A 26,079-nucleotide genomic window follows, 5' to 3' on the forward strand; every position below is an offset into this window, starting at 1 on the left:
GACCGACCCGACCAACCCGCCTGAAAGGACTTTCTGCGATGAGAAGCTTCCGCATCCTGACGCCGTACGAAACCGAGCTAGCCGACGCCCTGTTCGAGACGATGTTCCCCTCCAACGGGCAGAGCCCCGACGTCCGCGAGGCCGGAGTCACGGACTACCTCGACCTGACGCTCGAAGGCTACGGACGCAAGGACCTGCCCAAGTACCAGTGGCTCTTCGGCGCCCTGGACCGTTACGCCCAGGACAAGCACGGGCGGAACTTCGCGTCGCTGACCCTGGATGAGCGCACCGACATGCTGGTCCTGCTCGAGCAGGGCGAACTGACCGACCAGCTGCCGGTGAAGGAACAGCGTGACCTCTTCGGTCTGGTCGTCGCCCACACCCAGGAAGGCCTGTTCGCCGACCCAGCCCACGGCGGCAACAAGAACGCCGTGGGCTGGAAGTTCCTCAACCACCCCGGCGTCTGGCTGGAAAACTCCGCCGAGGAAAACCTCAGCACCGAGCACGTGACCAAGGACGGGGTCATCAAGACCCTTGCCGACGCCATGCAGGAGATCCCGCGCGATACCGAAGGCCATCGGCTCAAGCAGCTCGGCTACGAGAACGCCGTCAACCCCCAGATGACCGATGAAGTGGACGTCCTGCTCGTCGGGGTCGGCGCCATGGGCGGACTCAGCGCCCAGGTCTTCGCCGAGGCCGGCCTCAGCGTGGTCGGCCTGGAAGCCGGCCCCTTCCGCCCGCTCGATGAGTTCCTCCCCGACGAACTCGAACACGCCTACTACACCCGCGGCGGGCTAGGCCCGAAATTCCAGCAGGAAACCCCGCGCTGGCGCGAAACCCCGGACGAGGAGGACAGCCGCGAGGCGACGTTCTCCCTGGGCCGCATGGTCAACGGCGTCGGCGGATCCGCCGGGCACTACGGCTCCTGGCTGCGCCGCTTCCACCCTTGGCAGTTCGCCCCCAAGAGCCACTACGACGGCCTGTACGGACCCGGCGCCCTGCCCGAGGACTGCACGCTCGCGGACTGGCCCGTGACCTACGAGGAGCTCGAGCCCTTCTACACGAAGCTCGAACACCTGATCGGCATCGCCGGCGACGAATCCAATCCGTTCGTCTCGCGCAGCAGGCCCCTGCCGCTGCCTCCGACCCGGCCCTTCACCTTGGGCAACAAGTTCACCGAAGCCACCCGGGCAGCGGGCCTCCACCCGCACCCCGTTCCGGTGGGGTTCACCACGGAGTCCTACGGAGGGCGGCCGGCCACCGGCTACAGCGCCTGGAACAACGGCCTCGGCTCCTTCCGCGGAGACCGCTGGCACCCCGGCCTGGGCCCTGTACCGGCTGCCATCGCCACCGGCAACTTTGAACTGCGTACCCATGCCCGCGTCACGCGGATCATCATGGATGACGCCGGCGCCGCCCGCGGCGTGGAGTGGGTTGATCCGCTGGGCCGGGTCCGGCGCCAGTACGCCCGCGCAGTGATCCTGTCTGCCTACACCTACGAGAACCTGCGCCTGATGTACCTCTCGGCCGATTCCCGGCACGAGAACGGCCTCGGCAACAACACCGGCCAGCTGGGCCTGCACTACATGACCAAGATGTTCGGCCACGTCGACGCCCTGTTCCCGGGCACCGAATTCAACCGGCACACCGGCCCCGCCGCCCAGGGCGTGGTGCTCGACGACTTCGTCTCCCCCGGATTCCGGTCCCTTGACCACGGCTTCATCGGCGGCGCAACTCTGGGCGCCGAGCAGCAGGCCTTGCCGCTGCAGATCGCCCGCGAAACCCTGCCGGAGGACGTCCGCCGCTGGGGCGCCGGCTACCGCGACCACCTGAAGCTCTGGTCCCAACAGGGTGTGATCCGGATCCAGCCCGATGCCCTGCCCTACGCCTCGCACCGCCTCGAAATCGACCCCCGGCACCGCGATTCCTCCGGCCTTGGCATGCCACTGGTCCGGGTGACCTACCGCCTGCGGGAGAACGAACGCCGTCTGGCGTCCTGGATGGCAGACAAAGCGACCGGGCTGCTGAAGGACATGGGCGCCACCAAGACCTGGCAGGGCCCGTACTTCACCGGCGTGGGCTCCAGCCATGACCTCGGCGGCGCACGGTTCGGCCACGACCCCGCCGGCGCTGTGCTCGACGAGCACCTGGCCGTCCATGACACCCGCAACCTGTACATGTACTCCGGCGCCGCCTTCCCCAGCTGCCCAGGCATCAACCCCACCCTGACCATCTGGGCCGTCGTGATGCGCGCGGCAGAACACCTCGCCGCCGAACTTGGCGGCCAGCAAAAGGACCAGCTATGAGCACCGACACCGCACCGGCCCCCGACCTGAACCTCGGCCAGGTCACCGTCGAATATTCTCCGGACGGCCACACGGCCACCCTCCTGATCGACCGCGCCGCCAAACTGAACGCGCTCACGCTGAACCTGCTGGACGAGTTGGCTGCAGCGGTTCGCGAGGTCGCCTCCTCCAAGGCCCGCCTAGTCATCGTGCGCACTGCCGGGGAGAAGGTCTTCTGCGTCGGGGCCGACATCAACCACTTCGCCGACCTGTCCGCCGCAGGGATGTGGCGGGACTGGATCGCCACAGGCCACCGGGCCTTCGATGCCCTTGCCGGGCTGCGCCAGCCCAGCATCGCGGTCATCGACGGACTGGCTTTCGGCGGCGGCCTGGAACTGGCCCTGGCCTGCGACTTCCGCGTCATCGCCGCAGAGGCACGCCTCGCCCTCCCGGAAACTGGCCTCGGCACGGTCCCCGGATGGGGAGGCACCAAACGCGCCACCGAGCTTATCGGCAGAGCCAGGGCCAAAGAACTCGTCCTGACCCGCCGGCAGCTCACCGGCGACGAAGCTGTCTCCTGGGGACTGGCCACGGCCGTGGCGCCCAAAGCCGAACTCCAGGACGCCGTCGCACGTCTGGCCGGTGAGCTGCTCGCCGGCGCACCCCTGGCGGTGCAGCTCGGCAAGCAGCTGATCGACGCAGCCGCCGACGGCGCTCCCTCCCGGGTGCTGGAAGCCCTGGCGGGCGGCCTCGCAGCCGCCACCGACGACCTGGCAGAGGGCGTCGCCGCGTTCCGCGGCAAACGCACTGCCCAGTTCACCGACAACTAAGACCGACCACGTACTAAGGACACCTGAAAATGGAAACCAAGAACTACACCCTCGCGGACGTGGAACCCACTTACCGCCCTATGATCATCAACGGCGAAGACGCCCAGGCCAGCAGCGGTGAGACGTTCACCCGGCTCAGCCCAGCCCACGAAGTCGAAGTCACCTCCTTCCCCAAGGGCAGCAAGGAAGATGTCGACCGGGCCGTGACCTCAGCCCGGCAGGCCCTGGACCGCGGCTGGCGGCAATCCACCGGATCCCAGCGGTCCAAGCTGCTGCTGAAGGTCGCCGACCTGGTGCGCCGCGACGCCGAAGCGCTGGCACTGGCCGAAACCCTCGAAGTGGGCAAACCGATCACCCAGTCCCGCAACGAGGTAGCCAGCACCGCCGAACTGTGGGAATACGCCGCCAGCCTGGCCCGCAACACCCAAGGCGACGCCCATAACGCCCTCGGACCCGACACCCTGGCCCTGGTCGTCCACGAACCCATCGGTGTCATCGGCATGATCACACCGTGGAACTTCCCACTGTTGATCATCAGTCAGAAGTTGCCCTTCGCCCTGGCCGCCGGCAACACCGCCGTGATCAAACCCAGCGAAAGCACCTCCGCTACCACCGTCATGCTCGGCCAGCTCATCCGTGAAGCCGGCTTCCCGGCAGGCGTCGTCAACATCGTCACCGGCAACCGCGTCGTCGGCTCAGCCATCGCCGAGCACCCCGGCATCGACATGATCAGCTTCACCGGCTCCACCGGAGTCGGCAAAGGTATCGCCGCGGCCGCCGGGCGGGACCTGAAAAAAGTTGAGCTCGAACTGGGCGGAAAGAACCCCCAGATCATCACCGCCAACGCCGACTTCACCGCCGCCGTCGACGCAGGCGTGTTCGGCGGCTACTTCAACGTCGGGCAGTGCTGCAACTCCGGAAGCCGACTAATCGTGCACCGCTCCATCGCAGATGAGTTCGCTGCCGCCGTCGTCGATCGGGCCCAGCACATGCGTGTGGGCGACCCGCTCAAGTCCGACACCCTGGTCGGTTCGCTCGTCAACGACGCCCAGCTCGCCGTCGTCGAACGCTACGTGGCCGAAGGCCGTGAAGCCGGCGCCCGCCTGCTCACCGGCGGTGACCGCCTCGACACCGGCCTGGACGGCGGCAGGTTCTACCAGCCCACCGTCTTCACCGGCGTCACCGCGAAAATGTCCATCGCCACGGACGAAATCTTCGGACCCGTCCTCTCCGTCCTGCCCTACGACGCCCTCGAGGAGGCCATCGGCATCGCCAACTCCACCTCCTTCGGCCTGTCCGCAGGGATCTGGAGCAACGACATCAACGAAGCCCTCACTGCCGCCCGCGACCTGCGCGCCGGGACCGTCTGGGTCAACCGCTGGATGGACGGCTACCCGGAAGTACCCTTCGGCGGGTACGGACAAAGCGGCATCGGACGCGAACTCGGCCGCCAGGCGCTGGCCGAATTCAGCGAACTGAAGACCATCCAACTCCAGGTCGGCACCCGTGAAACCCGCTGGGTGGACGCCCCCGACGCCCCCGCCGATAAGCCAATTACCTGAAGGAAACCACCATGACTGCCACTGCCACCACCCCCACCGCCCACGCCCGCGCCGTCCTGCCAGCCATGCTGCCACTGACCCTGCCCGCCGGATATGAAGTGCCGGCAGCATTCGGGGACGCTGCCGCCAAGGCCTGGAAAACAGCCTCGGCCAAACTGGCCGGACTCATCACCAAACACCCCGACCGGTTCCCCCTCTACACCGAGGAAGGCAAATGGGTTGTCGACGGCGAAGCGTGGACCAACTGGTGCGAAGGATTCCTCGGCGGCCAGCTGTGGATGCTCTCCCGCCGCGCCGACGCCAGCGACCAGGACCGCTTCCGCGCCGCCGCCGAACACTACTCCGAACTCATCGAACACCGCAAGAGCGATGACACCGTCCACGACCTGGGATTCCTGTTCTGGTCCACCTACCGGCGCTGGTTCGAAGCCACCGGTGACACCACCAAACGCGACGTCGTCGTGGAGGCAGGACGCACCACCGCCAGCCGCTACCGCGAAGCCGGCCGCTACATGCCCAGCTTCCGCCAACCCGACAGCCTGTTCATCGACATCATGATGAACATCCACATGGCCCTCTACGCCGCCCAGCAGACCGGCGACCGGGACATGGCCCGCAAAGCCGTGGATCACTGCCTCACCACCCGCCGCTTCCTCATGCGCGGCGACGGATCCGCCTCCCACGAAGGCATGTTCGACCTGGAAACCGGCGCGTTCCTGAAGCAGACCACCCAACAGGGCTACTCCGACGACGGATCCTGGGCACGCGGACAGGCCTGGGCCCTCTACGGCTTCGGCACCGTCTACCGCTTCACCGGAGAGCGCCGCTTCCTCGAAACCGCCGTCGCCGCAGCAGACTTCTACATCGAAAAGACCGGCGACCGCCTCGTTCCGCCCAACGACTGGGAAGAACCCTCACCGGAACGCCCCTACGAGACATCGGCCGCGGCAGCCGCAGCAGGCGGCCTCTGGCAGCTCGCCGGGCTCGTGCAGGACCGCACAAAGGCCACCCTCTACGCCGACTACGCCGTGAACATCCTCCGCCGCCTCACCGAGGACGACTTCCTGGCCACACCGAACGAGGAGTGGGAAGGCGTGCTCAAGCACGGCAGCTACCACGAGGACAAAGACCTCGGAGTCGACGAATCCGTCATGTGGGGCGACTACTGGTTCCTGGACACCATCGATCAGATCCAGCAATTCCACGAAGCACACGAGAGTTTGTAAGTGCCATGGCATACCCAACCATCGACCAGGCGCCGCTGCCTCAGGCCCCGGCAGAGCGTGCAGCACCTGAGGAGGTGATCCGCGCCGATATCGCCATCATCGGTTCCGGCATGGGCGGAGGAACCATGGCCTACGCCCTGAAAGATTCCGGCGCCAAGGTCTTGGTCATCGAACGCGGCCACCGCCTGCCGGCGGAGCCGCAAAACTCCGATCTGGACGAGGTGTACCTCAAAGGCCGCTACAAGAACGCCGACACTTGGTACAACGGCCGCATCGGGGCTGCGTTCAAGCCCGGCGTCTACTACTGGGTGGGCGGCAACACGAAAGTCTACGGCGCGTGCCTGCCGAGGTTCCGGGCCAGCGACTTCGAAGAGACCCAGCACCAGGACGGAACCTCACCGGCCTGGCCCTTCAGCTACGACGATCTGGAACCGTACTACACCCGGGCCGAGGAGCTTTTCCAGGTCCACGGGCAGACTGGCGAGGACCCCACCGAGCCGCCACATTCCAAGGCCTACCCCTACCCGGCCCTGGACCACGAACCGGCAATCCAGGACCTCGCCGATTCCTTCCGGCGCCAGGGACTGCACCCCTTCCGGATGCCGAACGGCCTTGACGCGGACACACCGGAAAAACGCGCCCTGTGCGCGACCAGTGACGGGGCCCCGAACGAGGCCGGGCTGAAAGCGGATGCGGAAAAGGTCGCCATCGATCCTGCCATCGCAGCAGGCGCCACCCTGCTGACCGATACCAAGGTCACACGGCTCATCCCGGGACCCGGCGGCCGGACCATCGTTGCTGCTCTGGCTGAAAACAACGGCCGGGTCATCCGCATCGAGGCCGACAAGTTCATCCTCGCCGCCGGCGCGGTGAACTCGGCTGCACTGCTGCTGCGCTCGGCGACTCCTGAGAGCCCGCGCGGGCTGGCCAACTCCTCGGGGCTGCTCGGCCGGAACTACATGGTGCACAACAGCACCTTCTTCATCGGCATCAACCCCTTCAGGGTCAACCGCACGCTGTGGCAGAAAACCCTGGGCCTGAACGACTGGTACGAAGCCGGCCCGACCAACAAGTACCCCTTGGGGAACCTGCAGATGCTCGGAAAACTGCGGGCCAGCATGCTCAAAATGGCCCGCAGCTGGGCGCCGAACCCCATCCTGAAGGCGATGTCGGACCGCAGTATCGACATTTACCTCACCACCGAGGACCTGCCACGGCGGGACAACGGCATCAGCGTGATCGACGGCAAGATCCACGTCTGGTGGGAACCGAACAACCTCGGGCCCCATCAGGAGCTTGTGCGACGGGTTAGCAAGGCAGTCAGGAAGGCCGGATACCCGGTGATCTTCAGCGAGCGGATGGGCATCGAGACCAACTCCCACCAGTGCGGCACGGCGGTGGCAGGCAAGGACCCCCGCACCAGCGTCCTCACCCCCGACTGCAGGGCCCATGACCTGGACAACCTCTGGATCGTCGACAGCTCCTTCTTCCCCTCCTCGGCAGCCCTCAACCCTGCACTGACCATCGCCGCCAACGCCCTGCGCGTTGCAGACACCATCCTCGCCGCCGGACACTCCCCCGCCCGCACACAGGCGACCGGCAGTGACCACCGCAGCGCCAGTGAGACGTAAGGCCGATCACCCCGGTGCCGCGGCTTCTGCCGGAGAACCAGGGGCTGACCACCGTTCCATGGTCAGCCCCAGGTCCGCGGCGAGGCCCCTTCAAAAAAGTGCACTGATTGCTAGAGTCGATAGGCAGGCGGAGGCGTCCTCTTGCCTATCGACCTACCGGCAGGAACAGAGCATGGCCCCCCGTATCACCCTCGAAGACGTGAGCAAGGCCGCGGGCGTCTCACGGTCCACGGCATCCCTGGTTGTTCGCGGCAGCTCGCGGATCCCGGAATCCACCGCCATGAAGGTACGCGAGGCCATGGATCAGCTCGGGTACGTGTATAACCGGCAGGCCGCCAACCTTCGCCAGAGCCGGTCCATGACCATCGGGCTGATTGTCACAGAGATCATCAACCCGTACTTTGCCGAGCTTGCCATGGCGGTGGACCAAATCACCCACGATGCCGGTTACACGATCTTCATCGGCTACAGCCGCGACCTGGCTGACCGGCAGCACGAAATCGTCGCGTCCATGATCGAACGCCAGGTCGACGGGCTCCTCATCCTCCCGGCCCTGGGCACTGACCCGGAACGGCTGGCCAAACAGGTCAACGCGGCCAGCGTTCCCATCGTCCTGCTCGCCCGCCGGTTCCCTGGCTTCGACTACGTCGGCAGCGAGAACGTCCAGGGAGCGCAGATGCTTGGAGAGCACCTCTCGGCTCTCGGTGCCAGGACCGTGGCGTTCCTTGGCGGCCGGCCCGCACCGTCACTGGCTGAACGGGAGGAGGGCCTTCGCGCTTCCCTGGAACCCAAAGGGGTTGAGGTGTGGAGCAAAGAAGAGCTGCGCAGTCCGGTCAGCCCTGAAGGCGGCGCCGCCGCACTCGGCCGGCTCTTTGACCAAGGAAAACTGCCCGACGCGGTTGTCGCCTACAGCGACATCGTGGCCCAGGGCGTCTACGACGAATTGCGCCGCCGCGGGCTCGAACCCGGCCGGGATATCGCCGTCGCATCCTTCGACGACACACGCATCGCCGCTGGTCAGGTTCCGCCCATGACGTCCGTGGCGGGATTCCCGCAGCAGGTTGGAGCCAAAGGAGCCGAACTGCTGATGACGAGGCTGGACGACGGTAACGCCGACATACCAACACAGCTGGCCCTCATCGAACCCCAACTCAAAATCAGATCCTCGACTGCCACCTGGCGTTCCAGGAGTTGATCTTCGCTTGCTGGCGCTGCGATACGGCAGCGGGCACGTGAAACAGAAAGAACACGCCCACATGCATCTCAATACTTCAGCCGCTGCAGCCCAGCCGGAACTTGCCTTTGACCCGGACTTTGGGGGCGAACAACCCGAGTCAGCGCTCCGATCCCTGATACGGCGGATCGAAACCGAAATCCAGACCCTGCGCTTCGACAAGTTCGACCAGGGTGATGCCCTCGCCCTCGGTCTGTTGCTCACAGGGCTCGGCATGTCACGGAAGCTGCCCATAGCCATCGATATCCGCCGGAACCAGCACATTCTCTTCCATGCCTCCCTCCAAGGGGCAACACCGGACAACGACATCTGGATCGAGCGCAAGGCCAGGACAGCCGAACGCTACTGCGAACCCTCACTGTTGGTGGGACTGCGCGGACGTCTCGGCGGCGGCCGGCTGGAAGACAATGGCTGGTTCGACCAGCTCCGTTATGCCTCCCACGGCGGAGCCTTCCCGATCTATCTCAACGGGGCCGGGGCAGTCGGCACTGTGACCGTCTCCGGCCTGCCACAACAGGCCGACCATGACCTCGTCGTGGAGGCACTGGGCTCGTTCCTGAACTAAAGCTTTCCGACGGTCCCTACGCACATGACCTTCCGATGCCCACGCTAGATATCGCCGGCAAGCGTCAGTTCCCATCCGTGCGGCGCCGGTTGGACGTCCGCCGCGAGCACTCGTGTCCACTCCGGCGGAACGTCCAGCAGGGCGCGGGCGAGTGGATTGACGAACGCTGTCTCCACGGCAGAACTGACACCCCGGCCACCGAAATCGAGGTTACCCAACGCCGATTCCGTCACGACGTCGGCAACAGCCGGGGCTATGGCAAGACGCAGTCCGAAGCGTGACCGCACTCTCCGCACGACCGCGTGCAGGTACTTTTCGACAAGCTGCCGCGCCACCGGTTCGGAGATGAAGTCAAAGACGATGATGTTGTTGCCGATGCGGTTGAGAATCTCCGGACGCTGCAGCTCGTCATTGAACTGATGACTGATGGCCTGATGAACCCGCTCCTGAGTGATCTCAAAGGGATCCCCGCGGCGTGCGACACGGGCGTCAATTGGCCGGTAAGACCGGTCGCGGCGCAGCAGGACGTCCAGTGAACGCCGCACCGCCGCGGGTTGGCCCAGTACCCGTGAGCTGACCTTGTCCTCTCCGTGGGCGATCCGGTGCAGCAGGTCAGGAGCGGACCACGGGCTCTCCGGGACTCCCAAACGCAGGCTTCGAATGGCCTGTTCAACGTTTGCAGCGGGTACTTCAGCGTCCACTGCCAGGTGGACGACATGGCTAAGGTCGCGCAGGACCATGCCGTCGGAGAGCCGCGCGAAGGTGTTCAGGACGGACTCGGCCTGCTCAGGCGGTAATTCCTTGAAGCCGGGCAGGTCGCCCATCAGGGCCGCAGCGGCGGCGCGGCGTTTGCCGAGTTCGGGCTTGGCGACGCTGAGGGTTCTGACCCTGTCCCCGTCGGTGAGCCACCGCGGTGCTTCTGCGTCCTGGCAGGCGAGCCAGAAGACTGTGCTCTGGATGCTCTCGGGCCCGCGCTGCGGAGGCTGCCCGGCCGGTTGGGCATGGGCGATTTTTTCCGACAGGGCGAAGAGCGTACGCCGAGCCCGTTGGAGTTGGCTCCCGGGGGACGGCGGCGGATGAGGTCCGGGTACATGCAGTCCTGGTCCGGATCATGCCGCGGCCCGGACCTGGCGCCATCCCGGTGCAAGTCTGTCAGGTTCACCAGACCGTCCAGGATCTGGCCCTCCCACCCAGCACGTCCCCTCCAAGGTAGGTGTGGTCCAGCTGCATCGTCACAGCTTTCCGATCACCCATCGTCAGTCCCGTCCACCGGACTAACCCCGCAGAAGTGCAGTGGCAACCATGCAGAACCGGAGACAACGTATCCGCCTCGGCGAAGGTTGCCATGAGTCAACAACACTCTGGCGCCTGGGAGAAGAACGGCGTAGCGTCTTGAACGTTGAAGGCCGAAGCAGTGGTTGAGCCCAACAGCCGGCCACGGCGACTCGGTTAATACTGGTTGAAGGGGCCGGAATGGCTGGGTGGAATGCCGACACGGCGGCGGGTCCTTTGGGGGCCGGAACGGTCACTCTGGTCGAGGGATCATCCTTCTGCATCTCGTTGCAAAACGGGGACATGCACGCCGAACACCCGCACGGTCTTTTCGTCCAGGACACCCGCATCCTGTCCGATTGGAGCATGACCGTTAATGGCCAGTCGCTTGAGCCACTGGCCGCGGAGACGAAGGAGCCCTACAGGGCACAATTTGCAGCGCGCGTTTCCCGCTCCGACGGGTATGCGGACAGCGCGCTGATCGTCGAACGGCTGCGCGAGGTGGGGGCTGGCCTCCACGAGCAAATCACCATTAGCAATTACTCCCTGGAACCCATCGATTGCGTGATTTCCCTCAGAGTTGAGGCGGATTTCGCCGATCTTTTCGAGGTGAAGGAGGCTCGGATCCAGCGACGCTGGGACCAAAGCCGTCAGGCAGACGACACGGCGTTGATCATCCGTGCTACCTGGAAGGACCTCCGGAAGGGCGTTGCCATCCAGGCCCCCGGAGCAGACATCACACCGGAGGCCCTCACATACCGGATCTCCGTCCCGCCACACGGCCAGTGGCGCACGGCACTGACCGTGATTCCCCACATCGAGGGAACCATTCCCGTTGCAGCATTCGTCCATGCGGACGGGGACGGATTGTCCCCGAGTGACCGGCGCCGGCGGGAGTGGGTGGCCAAGATTCCGGTAGTGCAGATGGGAAACCGGTCCATTGAACGGACATTGCGGCGCAGCTACGACGACCTGGGGGCCTTGCGGATCGAGGATCCGAACCATCCGGAGCGCGTGGTGGTGGCCGCCGGTGCGCCTTGGTTCATGACTCTATTCGGCCGGGATTCGCTGCTCGCGTCGGAAATGGCGTTGCCGGTGGACCCGTCCCTGGCGCTGGGCACCCTCCAGACCCTGGCGGACCGCCAAGGGACCGTGGTGGACCCGATGAGCGAGGAGGAACCGGGCAAGATCCTGCATGAAGTCCGGCTCGATGTCTCCAGCGGATTGGCCTTGGGCGGAAAGTCCACCTACTACGGCAGTGTCGATGCGACACCGCTGTTCGTCTTGACCCTGGGATCGGTCAGCCGCTGGGGATTCGCCAAGGACACCATCACGGCGTTGCTACCCCACGCTGACCGGGCGCTGGAGTGGATCCGGGATTACGGGGACAAGGACGGCGACGGGTTCGTCGAGTATCAGCGCCTCAACGACCAGGGGCTGATCAACCAGGGCTGGAAGGACTCCTGGGACGGGATCAACTTCGCCGACGGGACGCTGGCCGAGCCACCGATCGCGCTCTGCGAGGTGCAGGCCTATGTCTACCACGCGTACATGGCGCGCGCATGGATGGCGTACGACGCCGACGACGCCGCTTTGGGTGATGAACTCGCCGAACGGGCCGCACGGCTGAAGAAGCGCTTCAACCAACAGTTCTGGATACCCGAGCGCGGCTACTACGCCATCGCCCTCGACGGTAGAAAGCGGCAGGTCGACGCATGCGCCTCCAACATGGGCCACTGCCTATGGCTCGGCCTCATTGATGAGGACAAGGCGCCGCAAGTAGTCGAACGCCTAATGTCCCCTGAAATGTTCAGCGGCTGGGGCGTCCGGACCCTGGCCAGCGACATGGGCGCCTACAACCCAGCCAGCTACCACAACGGCTCCGTCTGGCCCCACGACAACGCCATCATCGTGACCGGCCTGCTCCGGTACGGTTTCATAGCGGAAGCACAGCGGATCTCCACGGCCCTGCTGGAAGCGGCCGAATACTCCAACGGCAGGCTCCCGGAGCTGTTCTGCGGCTTCAGCCGAAACCAGTACGCCGAGCCCGTCCCCTATCCCACCGCATGCTCGCCCCAGGCCTGGGCAGCCACCGCACCCATCTACCTAGTGGCCAGCCTGATGCGCTACGACACCCACGTTTCCCTCGGCGGGCTGTGGATGGACCCGGCACTGCCGGAATCCTACGGCGACCTGCACATCACCAACGCGCCCCTGGCCGAGGGCAGGATCACCATAGACATTGCCAATTCCGTCCCAACTGTCCAAGGGCTGCCCGAAGGGATCGAACTACGCAAAGGCCACCGGCCATGGATGACAGAACTGGTGGAGCTCGCGCGCCGGCGCCGAAAGGCATAGCCTGCGACCTGATGCCGAAGTCCGGTCCAAAGATCGTCATAGTCAGTGGTGGCATCCTGCTCGCAGTTGAGCCAACCGGTTTGGCGGAAGATGCGGTCACCACTCCCTCGTCGGCCTTCAGCCGAGCCAAGCCGACCTCTGGCTCGTTACCGGAGTCACGAGCCTCCGCCTTGGCATTTGCAGAAAGTCAGTCAAGACTCCCGCGCAAAAGAGCCCTGGTAGTCATGCAGTTGTCCCCTGGCTCTGCCATGAACTGTCGTAAGGCAGAGACAGGCAACGACGCACCACAGACGGGCTCCCCCAGCTCCAACCAGGTCATGCAGTTTCAATCCGGCCCGACCATGAAGGAGTAATGACGCAATACCGTCACCGCCACTATAGAAACGAGGCACCCGGCCACAGCAACGGCCACCAACAAAAATAGGCCCCCGGAGGTGCCCACAAGTCAAGCTTTGTACACAGTCAGAGGCCCAAAAAAGGGCCCCTGAACGGGGAAAACAAGGACAACATCCAGCCCGGCATCCGGGTGGTAGGACCAGCTGGCGCTGATGGCGCCCCAGGTTTCGTGCTGCGTACCGTCCAGCGCGGGCGTGCTGCCCATCTGTGAACGCACATAATCGGGTGTCTTGGCGGTGTCCAGGATGCACTCGATCAAACTGTCTGGCAGGCCGGTCAGCAGGTCCTTCTTTCCTGATCCGTTGAAGGTGAGGCTGGTGCCGTTATCCCCAGCTCAGCATCTTCACTGTTCGGCACGCCGCCACATGTTCACTAACTGCCGACTTCCGACCCCTCGATGCAAAAAGAGAGGGAAGATGCCTGACGCCTGGCATCTCCCCACTGCGCCACCCCGGAGAGGACGAGGACGGCCAGGGCCGCGAAGCTGAGGGTCGAGCCGATCCGCATGTTCCTTCGCATGCGGGGACCGGGCTCGTCGTAGATGCGGTTCATCGTGCGATCACCAGCTTCCTTTCGAGGCGACCTGTGAGCAGGCCGATGGTGAGGGCTATCGCCATGTAGATCAGGCCTCCGGTGGTGTAGAGGAGGACCGGCTGCGCGTAGTCGAAGTTGATTTTGTTGACGTGTGCCGTGAGTTCGATGACGCCGACCACGGCGGCGAGGGAGGTGTTCATCACGAGGGCGATCATGATGTTCCCCAGTGGCTGTATAACGGAGCGGAAGGCCTGGGGGACGATTACCCAGCGCAGCGACTTGCCGAAGGTGAGGCCCAGGGCGCGCGCGGCCTCGATCTGGCCCTGCGGCACGGTGTTGACTCCGCTGCGAAGGGCTTCGGAGACGTACGCGGCCTCGTAGACCGCCAGGACGATGATGATGGTTGGCACCAGAGGAAGGATGAAGCCCGCGGCCGGGAGGGCGAAGACGGCAAGAATCAGCAGCGCAAGGAGCGGGACGTTGACGAAGAACTGGACGTAGAGGAATGCTGCGGAGCGCAGAACCTGCAGGGGGCTGATCCGTGCCACGGTGACGATGGCGCCGAGGGCTATGGAGCCTATGCCGGCGGTGACGAGGATCAGCATTGTCATGCCGATCCTTGGACGAGTGGCCCGAGGTTTTCGAAGAGCGCGATCATGAGGTTGGCCTGTCGGTCAGGATCCCGGAACGGATCCGATGGCGGGCGGGGTCGGCATCGGGGTGTCGCCGACGGTGCCGAGGGTGTTCTTCCATACCTTGCTCCAGATGCCCTGTTCTTGCATGGTTGAAAGCCAGGTATTCACGAATGTCTTGAACTCGGCGTCGCCGTGTTTGAGGCCGACTCCGTAGGGTTCTTCGGTGAACGGGGCTCCCACGACCTTGATGTCCTTGTTGGTTGAGGACTGGCTGGCCAGCAGCACGTAGTCCTGGACGAACGCGTCGCCGCGGCCCTGGACGAGTGCCTGGACGCTGCCGGGCGTTGTGGCGAAAGGCATGAGCTTGGCGGTGGGCACTTTCTCGGGCACTCTCGTCACGGAGGGGGCGCCCGTCTGGACGATGACGTTCTTGCTGGCGAGGTCCTCGGCGCCTTTGATCGTGGTGTTGTCGGATTTGACCGCCACGGCGAGGCCGGACATGAAGTAGGGACCCGCGAAGGAGACCTGCTGGGCGCGCTTCGTCGTGATGGTGTAAGTGCCGAACACGACGTCGACGGTGCCGTTGCTTAGGAGTGCTTCGCGGGTCTCCGCGGTCGATGGGACCCATTCGACTTCGGGCTTGCCGAGAATATAGATGGCCAGCAGCTTGGCCAGGTCCGCGTCGAAACCGTCCACGTCCTGGGGGTTTGCGGGGTTCTGTTGGGAGACGAGGGGCGCGTCGAGCGCGCTGGCGACAACGAGCTTGCCGCGCTTCTTAATGGTCTCCATGGTCCAGCCGGGCAGGATGAGTTCGGGCTTGGCCACCGGGGCGCTCTTGTAGATGGCCTCCATGGCGTCGTGTGATGTGGAGGAGGTTCCGGGAAGGGCCATCTGGTCCATCGAGCAGGCGCTGAGGGCGAGCGAGAGGCTTGCGGCGACGGCGGTGGCCAGGGCGGTGCGGCGCGTCATTGCGCCCATGTGCACGGTCGGCGCCCTGCTGTCCCTCATGCTCAAACGCGGCACGGAAAAGCCCCACGGCGCCCCGGCCGCCCACTAACCCCTCCCCCACACACCCCAAGGAAACATCATGGATTTCAGCACCAAACGCGTCCTGGTCACCGCTGGCGCCAACGGCATCGGGCTGGCCATCGCCACCAAGTTCAAAGCGCTCGGAGCAGCCGTCTTCGTGACCGACATCGACCCTTCCGCCGTCGAGAAGGCACGTGTCGAGGGCTTCCACGCCGCCGTCAGCGACGTCTCTGACGAAGCCCAGGTCCAGGAACTGATGGCAACGGTCGCCGACGAACTCGGCGGGCTCGACATCCTCGTGAACAACGCCGGCATCGCGGGACCGACCGGCCCCATCGAAACCCTTGACAGTGATGCCTGGAAGGCGACGTTCGACGTCAACATCCACGGCCAGTTCCACTGCATCAAACATGCCCTGTCGCTGTTGCGCAGCGCTCCTGAGGCATCGATCATCAACCTTTCCTCTGCGGCGGGCCGCCTGGGGATGGCTGGACCCAGCGCCTACTCGGCCTCCAAGTGGGCTGTCATCGGATTGACGAAGACCCTCGCCATCGAACTCGGTGCGGAGGGGATCAGGGTCAACACCATCTGCCCCGGCGCAGTCAACGGGCCCCGGATCGACGCCGTGATCGCCGCCAAAGCCGAAATGCTGGGCGAACCGGTCGAGAAGGTCTCAGAGCTGTACCACAACCAATCGTCGCTGGGCCGGTTGATCGAAGCCGAAGACATTGCCAACATGGCCGTCTTCGCCGCCAGCGACATGGCCCGCAACGGCCAAGCGCTGGCTGTTGACGGAAACACCGAAAAACTCTACTAAAAACTTCCCAGGAAAGGATCTTCCCGTGGCAACAGCACGCAACGTCATCATCACCAGCGCCATCCACACCCCCTCCATGTCCAAATACCTTAAAGTGTCACCGGATGAAATTGCCGACGCCGCCATCGGGGCAGCCGAAGCAGGGGCCGCCATCGTGCATATGCACGCCCGCGATCCGCGCGATGGCCGGCCCTCCCAAAAGCCTGAGCACTTCGAACCGATTCTGGACAAGCTCAAGCGGAACACCAATGCGGTCATCAACATCACCACCGGTGGATCGCCGCACATGAGCGTCGAAGAGCGCATGCAACCGGCTGCCCTCTTCAAACCGGAACTGGCCTCGCTGAACATGGGATCGATGAACTTCGGGCTCTACCCGATGCTGGACCGGTTCAAGGACTTTGCCCACGAATGGGAACGCGAAGGGCTGGAGCGAAGCCGCGACCTGGTCTTCAAAAACACCTTCCAGGACATCGAGACCATCCTGGAAATCGGCAACGCCAACGGGACACGCTTCGAATTTGAATGCTACGACATCTCCCACCTGAACAACCTCGCGCACTTCCATTCCCGCGGCTTGGCCAAAGGACCGCTGTTCGTCCAGTCCGTCTTCGGCCTGCTCGGCGGCATCGGCGCACACCCCGAAGACCTGATGCACATGCGCCGCACGGCAGACCGGCTCCTAGGCGATGACTGCCAATGGTCTATCCTCGGCGCGGGCAAAAACCAGATGCCACTGGCCACCATCGGTGACGCCATGGGCTCGCACGTACGTGTCGGACTGGAAGCCTCCCTGTGGATCGGCCCAGGCAAACTGGCCAGCTCAAACGCCGAGCAGGTCACCCGCATCCGCACCGTCCTCGAGGCGCTCAACTTCGAAATCGCAACCCCCGATGAAGCCCGGCAAATGCTCGGTCTCAATGGCAAAGACAACGTCGGCTTCTGACCGGAGCAAAGGGACAATCAACGTGGACAAGACATACAGTTCCGCCAGCGAAGCCGTCGCCGACATTCCCGACGGTGCATCCATAGCCGTGGGCCGCTTCGGGCTCTGCGGAATACTGACAGCGCTCATCACCGCCCTCCGCGAGCAAGGAACCGGCGATCTCGAGCTCATCTCCAACAACTGCGGCGTGGACGACTGGGGCCTCGGCGTCCTGCTCGCTGACCGCCGCGTCCGCAGAGTCGTCGCCTCCTACGTGGGCGAAAACCGAGAGTTCGCCCGCCAATGGCACCAACCTTCCCCGCACCACAGGGGGCCATGTCGAATTACATGAATCTGTTTGATGAACCAGACGATCACGCGATCGGCCGGTCACGAGGCGGACTGAGCACCAAAATCCACGCCCTGGTCGATGGCAAAGGCAGGCCATTGGTGCTGCTGGTCGCCCCCGGCCAAGGTGGGGACGCGCCGATGTTCACGCACTTGATGGACCACTTGAAGATCAAACGGGCCGGTCCGGGCAGGCCACGCACCCGCCCGGACCGTGTCCGCGGCGACAAGGCATATTCGTCTCGGGCGATCCGGGGCCCAGTTGCGCGATCGAGGGATCCTGGCGGTCATCCCGCAACCATCTGACCAGATCGGCCATCGGAAACGACGTGGCTCGGCAGGCGGCAGACCACCGTCCTTCGACAAAGAGGACTGCGAAGGCCGCAACGTCGTCGAACGCAACTTCAACATCTTCAAACAATGGCGGGTCCTGGCAACACGCTACGACAAGCTCGCACTCAACTACCGCGGCGGAGCCGTTCTCCGTGCCATCAGCATCTGGCTCACAGCTTTAGGAGACACGGCCTAGCCGCCTAACTCCCCTTGGTACCGTTCAGCGTGAAAATTCCGGCCTCGGTGGGCCAGTCAAGGGACGATTCGCGCGGAGTGATACCACGAGTTTAGAGCCGGGGATTAATCTGATGCGGGTTTCACGGACCCAGCAGGCCCTCACGCTTGAGGCAACTTACGAAGACGAGGTCCCTTGCGTCATACCTGGGCGGCAAGCTCGTGCCGGGTCAGGTTCAGGTACACATTTCCTTCTTCAACCCGGGTGATTGCATCGGCAGCCGCATAGGAGTCACTGGCCCAGAAACCGCGGGCGTCGATCTTGATGTATCCCGCGTGGAACAACCGCCGCGCCATCAACTCAGGTACTTTTGGTTCCCTTCCGAAGAGGGAATTCAGTCCGAGGGTGATCAAGTCTTGCTGGGAGGCGGCGACAGCTTCTTCGAACACCTCTGCTTTCTCATTGGGCGGGACGATTTGCTCGACGGTACCTATATCCTTCCCCGACACATCAACAACCCGCATTCCCTTCGACACGGACTCTAGTACGTCCACAATCGTCTCCTCCACTCGCCTGCATGGCATTCCTTCGCCAGCCTTGCCAGGAACGCGGTAGCTTTCACCTCCGCGCCGCCAGCCCTGCAAACGTCGTACCCTGGACAATTTTCATTACGGCACCGTTGCGTCTGACGGTCAAGGGGTAGTCCCGCCCGGCGTCACATCGACCGGAGAGTGGCGGCCCCACGGCCGTCAGTCCCACGCCACAACGATGCGGGCAGACTGAGTGGGAAATGTTGAGGTCGATGCCGGTGAGGTGAGTTCCCGGAGCGCTTGATCCGGCGCTGCCCGTGGGGTTCCAGTCCTGGGTTCCTGGTCGCACCATTAGTCGGCTGGAGGACCCGGTTTCTACGCTGCTTCGTGAGGCGGCGTTGGCAGCGGTGACAAGCCGCTCCCAAGGCTCCTGCACATCAGCAACGCGCCGATGGGCAGCGGCCGGAGAACCATGGACATGCTCATGAATCCGCGGATCTGGACTTCTGCCTCGTCACCCGCGATCCGCAAATCCACCCCAGTCAATTCTGGATTCTGAATTCCGTTGGACGTGTCCACACGATCCAGCAGGCGAGCAACGGCCGCTTCGTTGACGCCCATGAAACCGCCGATAGGGGACTTGACTTCGGCCTCGTTACGCGCGAGCGGCAGAACAATGACAGCCAACGCTGGGTGACGATCTCCCTGGGCAACGACGGAACACCCTTCAGGAGCTCAGCAACGGCCGCTTCGTCGACGCCTATGAATCCACGGATCCGAAGTTCCGCTTCATGGTTACCCGGAAAGTTCAAGACAGCAGCACACAACGCTGGATTATCCTTCCAAACTGACCTCCCGGAATCACAGGAAGCCATCCACTTCCGGATCACTGGACAGTGACACGAGGCACTAAGCGGGGAGCGTCTAAATAACGATGGATTCAGGTTGGCCCAAACTAACTTCAGGATTAGGCACAAAAAACGTCAGATAGAACTCGAATTGCCATTTTCCTGACTCCGACGACTGAGTCTGAGAAGTCAACCTGACACTTAGCGCCGCAGGAGAGCCTGGTCTGCATCACCGTCGACACCGACCGCATCGGGGCCACCCTGCGGGTGGACCTCCCCCGGCGCGACGGCGGCGAACTCGGCTACGCCCGAACCGTCGCCGGCTACCTCACCCACGACCGGAACGCCACGGCCGTCCTCTTCGCCGTCTACACCGCAACACCCTGGGACGCCGACCAGCCGAAACCGCGCGCGGCGATCATCGCCGCACTCACCGGCGTGCTGGCCGAACGCGGCATCACCATCAGCGACGGGCTACTCGTCGGGAACCAGACCTTCACCCAATACGACGGCGACCCCCAAGACCAGCGTCGCAATCCCCCTGACCGCGACCCAGACCAGCGCCATCAACGCCGAATTCATCTACCGCGGCAGCAGCGTCGAAGAAACCGACCGGATCACGCTGCCTGAACCGACAAACAAACGCTACCAAAAGTGCCGCCGTCAAACACCACATGAACACGATCCGGACCCTCCCCGCCGACGAGGCAGTCGGCCACGCCCGAAAGCTCTGGGCAGGCATGCTGGACGCCAAAACCTACCCCACCGACGACCAGATCATCACTCTCATAGCCAACTTCCAATTCGCGGGCATCCGCGACCAGCTCATCGCAGACATCCCGGGCATCAAGAAACCCGCTCACCAAGTCCTCTTCGCCCAAACACACGGCAAGCCGCAATGGTCCCGCGTCGAACGGGCCCAGCAACTGCTGCTCCACGCCTACACCAGAACCAACAACCAACACGCCGCCCCACTACTTACCGCCCTCGGATACATCAACTGGTGGGAAGGCCGAGGAAGCAAAGCCCACCAATTCCTCCAGCTCGCGCTCGAAGCTGACCCCGAGTACCGGCTCGCCAGACTCAGCGACCGAATGATCGGCTGCGGAATGATCGCAGGCTGGAACACCGACAAGAACACGGCCTACCGGCCTGGTGGACTTGAAGGGCCCTGATGGTGCTGCGCATCAGAACCGTTCTCCATTCGGCTGTTCCAGCGAGGTCATGTTCTCGAAACCATCACGCGGACTGGAAGAACTGCAGGGAGCCAGGAGGGGCACAATGACCGAAAACCAGACCTGGCCGGGTTCCCGTCCCCCGGAGCCGCCGGCAACTCCCAAACACGTCGGCAAACAGCACCACGCTGCTCGGCACGCAGCTGTCGGCCCAAATGAAGGATGGAAACTGTCCGGACGGTTTGGCTCTGAAGAAGCCACGCCGCCACGGTATTGCGACTACTACAGTTTCATGTCCTCGCCGATTTCATGACCTGGATCCGGGAGGCTTTTCACGCACACATGACCTGCCCCTGGTCCCCAAAAAGACAGGGCGATCCGGCGGCTGCTACTGGTTCTTGGCAGTGGCCACAAGGGAACTCCCTTGGTGCGCGGCTCTTGGGCTCACACTAAACAGGAGCTCAGACCAACAGGAGTGCACGAAACTCGACAGAAAAGGCGTATCGTTCGGTTTTGGTTTTGTGCAGGGTTTCGTGCATGAAGCCGGAGGAGGAAGCACCCGGATTCCGCCGGGCACCCGGACGACGGAACCTTCCGGCCGTCGTGCACCGATGCCACCGTTACCGTGCACCCGTTCCTGTCCGGAGCCCTGGCGAAGGACTAGCGAGGCGAGCAGGACTACCCCCAGTTGTGGGGGCAGCGGTAGTCCTACCAAGGTCTCCCCAAGGTTTCAGCGATAACTATTTAATCCTTTCGGATGACGCTTCTCATCCGAGGGCATACCTACGGTGACGGCTTCGAGGCTCTTCCGTCAGCGCGTCGCGCATCCTCCCGCGCATCCTTCAAGCCAAAAGGCCCTTTTGACCCTTCTTCCCTCCAGATGACAGAGAGGTCATCATGCCCTCACTTATCCGACTCATAACGCTCTTGCTTCTCCTGCTGGCGACGCTCCTTCCCGCCGGCGGAGCGACCGCCTGCGCGACGCTGGCGGTGAAAGGAAAAGAATCATGAAGAAACCATCGCCTCGAGGAACAGAGATCACGCGAGTTGAGTCAGGGGCACACCCGGGCACTGTCCGTGGAACTGCCATTTCCGCAGGTCCGGGCATGATGACTACTCACACTCACACCCGAGCGGGTTTTGCAGGGCGCCTGGGGGCGCTGGCCGTCGTTGTCGCCGGACTGGTGGCCGGCTCCGTAGCCACACCCGCAGCCGCACAGGACTCCGAACCGCTGGACTACGTCGCCCTGGGGGATTCCTATACCTCGGGCATCGGCGCCCCGAACATCAGCATCTCCCCGCTCTACGTTGATCCGGAGAATCCGCAGCCGTGTTACCAGGCATCGCCGGGCTACGTGGACGTGCTGGACGCGCGGGACGACGTCCAGCTCACCGCCAACGCCGCCTGCGCGGGCTGGACCGCCGCCATGGTGCCCCTCCAGGTCCAGGTAGCGTCGGCCGCCGGCCTGCTGAACGCAGAAACGGACTTGGTCACCATTACCGCGGGCGGCAACGACATCAAATTCCTGGACGTGCTCCAAGCCTGCCTGTTCCGCCCCCTGAAGGAGTGCAAGACGGTCGTCAAGGCCGCCGAAGCCGCTGCAAAGGCTGAGGTCCTCCCGGCCCTGACCGATGCCTACGCGGCCATCCGCGCCAAGGCACCCAGCGCCAAGATCGTGGTGCTGGGATATCCGCACCTGTTCTCGCCGGAATTCGGGGACAACGCCTTGATCGCGGACGAAGCCGCCAAGGTCTTCAACAAGGGCACGGACACCCTGAACAAGGTCATCGAGGAGGCGGCCAAGAAGTCCCCCGGAACCGTCTATGTCGATGTCACCGACGAGTTCGCCGACCACGGCTTCGGCTCGCCCGATTCCTGGTTCACTTTCAATCCGGCGAACCCCTTGGACGGCGTGAGCTTCCACCCGACGGCCACCGGCTATGCCGAGGGCTACTATCCGGCCGTCATCCGCGAAGTGGAAATCCCGACGCTACGGGACTGACGGGCCTCCCGATGCAGCTGTCGCGCCGCGCCAAGATGCCGTCCTAGCCTCGGGCTTTCATGAGGTCTGGCCCTTCGGGGGTGTGTGTAAGTCCGGGCCGGAATCCGGAAGGCGCCGGGCGCCTCAATGAACCCGGCCGTCATCCTGCCGGGCAGGCTTAGTGCCGTGCTCGAGGAACCCCGCAGGCGATATACCGCCCCCCCAGTTCTACGCCGAACTTCTCCAGCGCCTCGATAGGGCGTTGGACGAAAAGTAGCTGTCAGAAACCATTGCGGGACTCGAAATGGCCGCTACGACGGACTCGCGAAGCTGGAGGTAGCGGGGGCCCCGTGTGGGTCAGCCGATCTTCGTCCAGGCCCCGGAGTTCTTGCTTACGAACTCCTCACCGTCGTAGACGGTGACGAGCGGCCTCTACGGCGCATACGTGAGGAAGTCGTTGGCGATCGTGTCGCCCTGAGATCCGGTCCGTTCGCACTAGCAGTCGTGGATGCCCTTCGCCCCGGTCGGGACCTTCACCTGGTAGGTGCCTGCCGCGATGTCTTTTCCGACCGCGTAGGTGCCGTCTTCCATGGTGGTCTTGGGTGCGGGAGGCATTCCATTGGCAACGCGCTTGGGCTCGGCAACGAACGTACCGTTGCGAGAGTTCCCGCTGCCGCGCCCGGACACGTCGAGCTTTACGTATCCGAGATGTTCATCCGTTTCCGCTTCTAAAGCCGTCTCCAGGACATTTTTCGTGAGCCGGTTCAACAGCCCGTCCGGGCCAACCAGGTCGATTCCTTGCTCTCTGGCCTGGGCCAGGAGCTGCTGCGCTAACTCTTGCTGATCCAAACCAGCGGCCACCGGGCGTTGTAGTTGCCTACACAGGTTGGGTTGCGGGGCGAGCATCACCGGCTCGAACAAGTCCTCCCTAAGGGCCGCGGCTTTCCCCCTGCTTGCGCTCGTTCCGAGCCTCTTGAGCCGGCGGTTGCGTCATGGCAACCACCGGCTCAAGGGGATGGAAAGGTTCTGGGCTTCAGACTTCCTTCAGGCTCAGCCTCAGGGATTCGAGTAGCTGGTCTGCGTGCTTGCTCTTGAATACCAGGGGTGGCCTGATCTTCAGCACACTGTCGTCCCTGCCGATCCGGCTGATCAGCACCTTATTGCTCTTCATTGCCTCAACTATTCGTTTCGTTCGCTCAGGCGAGGGCGTTTGCCGTGAGTCGTCGGCGAAGATCTCGAAGCCGAAGAACAGCCCGGCACCTTTAATGGGACCGATGAAGGAATACTCCTCCCCCAGCAGTTCAAGGGCTTCTTTGATTTCCGCGCCAAGGAGGACGGCCTTTTCAGGCAACTGCTCATCCTGCAGGATTGACAGAACCGTGCTTCCGGCAGCCGCGGATACGGGGGTTCCTGCGAAAGTATTGAAGTAGTTGTTGACCGGGCCGAACTGATCCAGCATGTGGCTGCTCGTCACCACTCCCCCGACCGGGTGGCCGTTCGCCATGGGTTTACCCAAAGTGACGAAGTCCGCCTGGGCACCGACGCGCTGGTGACCCCAGAAATGAGTTCCCGTGCGGCCGAACCCGGACTGTACTTCGTCGGCAACAATGAGTCCGCCTGCTGCATGGACCCGGTCGATGACGGCTGAAATGTATCCGTTGGGCAAGGAATTCAGGCCTTCGGTGGAAAAGAGGGAGTCGAACAGAAAGCCGGCGACACCGAACCCGCCTGCGTTCAGGGAGTCGATTGCGGCGTCCACCTCCTCGAGGGACTGCGAAAGGAGCTCGGACTCGCTCAGCGTGGTGCGGTCCAGGTCCGGAATGCGAATCGGCCTGACCTCAGGGGCCAGCCGTTCGCCCGTACGCAAGCCAGTTGTGAGGCCGGCCAAATAGGAAGTGTGGCCATGGTAGCTGAAGTCGGATACGAGAACGCCTGAGGCGCCGGTGGCCTGGCGGACCATCCTGAATGCCAGGTCGTTTGCTTCCGAGCCACTGTTGGTGAAGAGAACCTTATCCAGGCGGGAAGGAAAAGTGCTGAGGAGCTGCTCGGCGTAGTCCACGACGCGGTTGTTCAGGTAGCGCGTATGCGTGTTTAACCGGCCTGCTTGTTCTGCTATTGCGGCTACTATCCGGGGGTGGCAGTGGCCGACTTGAGGTACGTTATTGTAGGCGTCCAGATACTGCTCGCCTCGGCTGTCGGTGAGGCATACTCCCGCGGCGGAGACGAACTCCAAGGGTTCATCGTAAAAAAGGGGAGAATAGGGGCCCAGGGTTGCAAAACGGCGTTGCAAAAGCGAAGCGGTCATCTTAGTTCTCCTTGGGCAAGGTTGGTTGAATACTGGTAGGAGGTCCAGCCGGTCGAACCGGACAGGGCGTATTTTTTGGCGGCGGACATTACCCAGGGGCAAAGCTGGGCTGCGGCGAATTCGCTCGCAGGGTTTTCCGGACGGTCCGCGGCCCAGCCCAAATAGGTCAGGCCTCGAGCCAGCAGGAACGCGTCCATGGCGGCGAGCACTGAAGCCTCCAATCTGCGGACCTGTTGGTATCCCTCGAGGAAAGCTCGTTCAAGAGCCGGATACTGGGGACTCGGCGTGGCGAAAAAGAGGGCGGTAGCGATGTCGAAGGCAAACCAGCCTTCACCGAAGTCGTCAAAATCTATGATGGCCAGGCCCTCGTCGGTCGCCAATACATTCTCGAACGTCATGTCGGCATGGATAGGGCCGAATACGCTGGGGTCTTTGCCCAGGGCCTGAATTTTAAGCGAGGCTGCCGATACGGCCTCACTCAGGACCAGCCGGTCCTCCGGAGTAAGCGTCCTCAGTCCTGCAGCATCACCCCACAACGCCCGCGGCCCGAACAGCCCGTCGGCGTCCCACGCGGGCCGTGAAAAGTCTTTGCGTGTAGGTGCGGATTCTGCATGAAGATGGTGGCGCGCCATAACGGATCCCAGCTCAGAGACGTGGCGTTCGTCCAAGCTACCCGTTCCGGTAAAAACTTCGAAGGAGTCGGCAATCGGCAGCGCACCCGGCAGCCAGCGTTGAACGGACACCAATTGCTGGTTGGACCCCACCGGCAGGGCGAACACGCCGAACTCACTTTCTACAGGATCGGGCACGAGTAGTTGAGCATCACGCAGGGCGCGCAGATGGTGAGCCTCGCACTCTATTTCCTCTGCTGTACGGTAACCCGGCCGGTGGATGCGAACGGCAAAATCCTGCCCATCGGACTCCACGCGAAAGACTTGGTTTTCTCGCTGCTTTATGAACGTAATCCGCGCCCCGGCGTCGATGCCGAAGTGGGACAGGGCTTCGCGGACAAGGTCCGTGGAAGCCGGAAAGGAAGATGTCATGAAAAGAAGACTAAGAGTCTGGTTTTCAGATGACAAGTATT

Annotated in this window: 21 protein-coding genes and 3 pseudogenes; 15 read left to right on the forward strand and 9 right to left on the reverse strand. The window is 63.6% G+C overall.

The window, feature by feature from the left end:
- The first annotated feature begins 38 nt into the window (after window positions 1-38).
- The 7 genes from J7E80_RS16405 (at window position 39) to J7E80_RS16435 (ending at window position 9,333) form a co-directional block, all read left to right on the forward strand.
- Window positions 39-2,306 carry a GMC family oxidoreductase gene (locus J7E80_RS16405; RefSeq protein WP_215053310.1) on the forward strand — a complete coding sequence of 756 codons (2,268 nt, stop codon included), beginning with the start codon at window positions 39-41 and terminating at the stop codon, window positions 2,304-2,306.
- Complete coding sequence (locus J7E80_RS16410) at window positions 2,303-3,115, forward strand: enoyl-CoA hydratase/isomerase family protein (RefSeq protein ID WP_215053311.1); 813 nt, start codon at window positions 2,303-2,305, stop codon at window positions 3,113-3,115. The genes J7E80_RS16405 and J7E80_RS16410 overlap by 4 nt, the downstream gene beginning before the upstream one ends.
- Before the next feature lie 29 nt (window positions 3,116-3,144).
- Window positions 3,145-4,677, forward strand: a complete 1,533-nt coding sequence (locus J7E80_RS16415) for an aldehyde dehydrogenase family protein (RefSeq protein ID WP_215053312.1) — start codon at window positions 3,145-3,147, stop codon at window positions 4,675-4,677.
- Window positions 4,678-4,688: 11 nt separating this feature from the next.
- On the forward strand, window positions 4,689-5,903 hold the full coding sequence (locus J7E80_RS16420) for a glycoside hydrolase family 88 protein (protein WP_215053313.1): 1,215 nt from the start codon (window positions 4,689-4,691) through the stop codon (window positions 5,901-5,903).
- A gap of 5 nt (window positions 5,904-5,908) precedes the next feature.
- Window positions 5,909-7,534 carry a GMC oxidoreductase gene (locus tag J7E80_RS16425; protein ID WP_215053314.1) on the forward strand — a complete coding sequence of 542 codons (1,626 nt, stop codon included), beginning with the start codon at window positions 5,909-5,911 and terminating at the stop codon, window positions 7,532-7,534.
- A 172-nt stretch (window positions 7,535-7,706) separates the two neighbouring features.
- Window positions 7,707-8,729 carry a LacI family DNA-binding transcriptional regulator gene (locus J7E80_RS16430; protein ID WP_215053315.1) on the forward strand — a complete coding sequence of 341 codons (1,023 nt, stop codon included), beginning with the start codon at window positions 7,707-7,709 and terminating at the stop codon, window positions 8,727-8,729.
- A gap of 37 nt (window positions 8,730-8,766) precedes the next feature.
- On the forward strand, window positions 8,767-9,333 hold the full coding sequence (locus tag J7E80_RS16435; RefSeq protein ID WP_311380859.1) for a heme-degrading domain-containing protein: 567 nt from the start codon (window positions 8,767-8,769) through the stop codon (window positions 9,331-9,333).
- A gap of 44 nt (window positions 9,334-9,377) precedes the next feature.
- Here J7E80_RS16435 and J7E80_RS16440 read toward each other — a convergent pair whose 3' ends face one another.
- A complete protein-coding gene (locus J7E80_RS16440) occupies window positions 9,378-10,157 on the reverse strand; it encodes a hypothetical protein (protein WP_215053316.1) in 780 nt (259 codons plus the stop codon).
- A gap of 649 nt (window positions 10,158-10,806) precedes the next feature.
- On the opposite strand from J7E80_RS16440, the gene J7E80_RS16445 reads away from it, so the two are divergent.
- Window positions 10,807-12,963: a glycogen debranching N-terminal domain-containing protein gene (locus tag J7E80_RS16445; protein ID WP_215053317.1), complete on the forward strand. Its 2,157-nt coding sequence runs from the start codon at window positions 10,807-10,809 to the stop codon at window positions 12,961-12,963.
- A gap of 768 nt (window positions 12,964-13,731) precedes the next feature.
- Here J7E80_RS16445 and J7E80_RS16450 read toward each other — a convergent pair.
- The 3 genes from J7E80_RS16450 to J7E80_RS16460 all read right to left on the reverse strand — a co-directional run bounded on the left by J7E80_RS16450 (window position 13,732) and on the right by J7E80_RS16460 (window position 15,536).
- Entirely contained in the window at window positions 13,732-13,911 is a 180-nt protein-coding gene (locus tag J7E80_RS16450; protein ID WP_215053318.1) for a hypothetical protein, read from the reverse strand.
- Window positions 13,908-14,504: an amino acid ABC transporter permease gene (locus tag J7E80_RS16455; protein ID WP_251036988.1), complete on the reverse strand. Its 597-nt coding sequence runs from the start codon at window positions 14,502-14,504 to the stop codon at window positions 13,908-13,910. Before J7E80_RS16455 ends, J7E80_RS16450 begins: the two co-directional genes overlap by 4 nt.
- A gap of 63 nt (window positions 14,505-14,567) precedes the next feature.
- Window positions 14,568-15,536, reverse strand: coding sequence for a glutamate ABC transporter substrate-binding protein (locus J7E80_RS16460; protein WP_251036989.1), 969 nt, complete (start codon window positions 15,534-15,536; stop codon window positions 14,568-14,570).
- A 79-nt stretch (window positions 15,537-15,615) separates the two neighbouring features.
- On the opposite strand from J7E80_RS16460, the gene J7E80_RS16465 reads away from it, so the two are divergent.
- The 4 genes and pseudogenes from J7E80_RS16465 to J7E80_RS23920 all read left to right on the forward strand — a co-directional run.
- Window positions 15,616-16,374, forward strand: coding sequence for an SDR family oxidoreductase (locus J7E80_RS16465; RefSeq protein ID WP_215053319.1), 759 nt, complete (start codon window positions 15,616-15,618; stop codon window positions 16,372-16,374).
- A gap of 25 nt (window positions 16,375-16,399) precedes the next feature.
- On the forward strand, window positions 16,400-17,320 hold the full coding sequence (locus tag J7E80_RS16470) for a 3-keto-5-aminohexanoate cleavage protein (RefSeq protein ID WP_215053320.1): 921 nt from the start codon (window positions 16,400-16,402) through the stop codon (window positions 17,318-17,320).
- A pseudogene (locus tag J7E80_RS16475) lies at window positions 17,295-17,606 on the forward strand (CoA-transferase); the annotation flags it as partial. The gene J7E80_RS16470 and the pseudogene J7E80_RS16475, both read left to right, overlap by 26 nt.
- A 23-nt stretch (window positions 17,607-17,629) precedes the next feature.
- Window positions 17,630-18,176: pseudogene (locus J7E80_RS23920) on the forward strand (IS5 family transposase); the annotation flags it as partial.
- Between the two features lie 179 nt (window positions 18,177-18,355).
- Here J7E80_RS23920 and J7E80_RS16490 read toward each other — a convergent pair.
- Together J7E80_RS16490 and J7E80_RS16495 are read right to left on the reverse strand one after the other, a co-directional pair.
- Complete coding sequence (locus J7E80_RS16490) at window positions 18,356-18,724, reverse strand: hypothetical protein (protein WP_215053324.1); 369 nt, start codon at window positions 18,722-18,724, stop codon at window positions 18,356-18,358.
- A gap of 336 nt (window positions 18,725-19,060) precedes the next feature.
- Window positions 19,061-19,372, reverse strand: coding sequence for a hypothetical protein (locus tag J7E80_RS16495; protein WP_215053325.1), 312 nt, complete (start codon window positions 19,370-19,372; stop codon window positions 19,061-19,063).
- Between the two features lie 428 nt (window positions 19,373-19,800).
- Between J7E80_RS16495 and J7E80_RS16500 the strand changes: the two genes are divergently transcribed.
- The 3 genes from J7E80_RS16500 (at window position 19,801) to J7E80_RS16510 (ending at window position 22,711) form a co-directional block, all read left to right on the forward strand.
- The gene (locus tag J7E80_RS16500; RefSeq protein ID WP_311380860.1) at window positions 19,801-20,163 is read left to right on the forward strand and encodes a hypothetical protein; all 363 of its coding nucleotides are present in this window, start codon (window positions 19,801-19,803) and stop codon (window positions 20,161-20,163) included.
- 44 nt (window positions 20,164-20,207) lie between these two features.
- Window positions 20,208-20,708, forward strand: coding sequence for a DUF4192 family protein (locus tag J7E80_RS16505; protein WP_251036990.1), 501 nt, complete (start codon window positions 20,208-20,210; stop codon window positions 20,706-20,708).
- Window positions 20,709-21,814: 1,106 nt separating this feature from the next.
- Window positions 21,815-22,711 carry an SGNH/GDSL hydrolase family protein gene (locus J7E80_RS16510; protein WP_215053326.1) on the forward strand — a complete coding sequence of 299 codons (897 nt, stop codon included), beginning with the start codon at window positions 21,815-21,817 and terminating at the stop codon, window positions 22,709-22,711.
- Between the two features lie 627 nt (window positions 22,712-23,338).
- On the opposite strand, the pseudogene J7E80_RS16515 reads toward J7E80_RS16510, so the two are convergent.
- The 3 genes and pseudogenes from J7E80_RS16515 to J7E80_RS16525 all read right to left on the reverse strand — a co-directional run.
- Window positions 23,339-23,596 (reverse strand): annotated as a pseudogene (locus J7E80_RS16515) (transposase); the annotation flags it as partial.
- A 127-nt stretch (window positions 23,597-23,723) separates the two neighbouring features.
- Window positions 23,724-24,995, reverse strand: coding sequence for an aspartate aminotransferase family protein (locus J7E80_RS16520; protein WP_215053327.1), 1,272 nt, complete (start codon window positions 24,993-24,995; stop codon window positions 23,724-23,726).
- Window positions 24,992-26,074 carry a phosphotransferase enzyme family protein gene (locus J7E80_RS16525; protein WP_215053328.1) on the reverse strand — a complete coding sequence of 361 codons (1,083 nt, stop codon included), beginning with the start codon at window positions 26,072-26,074 and terminating at the stop codon, window positions 24,992-24,994. Before J7E80_RS16525 ends, J7E80_RS16520 begins: the two co-directional genes overlap by 4 nt.
- Window positions 26,075-26,079: the final 5 nt, after the last annotated feature.

The sequence above is a fragment of the Arthrobacter sp. ISL-28 genome (assembly GCF_018613875.1).
Classification (GTDB): domain Bacteria; phylum Actinomycetota; class Actinomycetes; order Actinomycetales; family Micrococcaceae; genus Arthrobacter.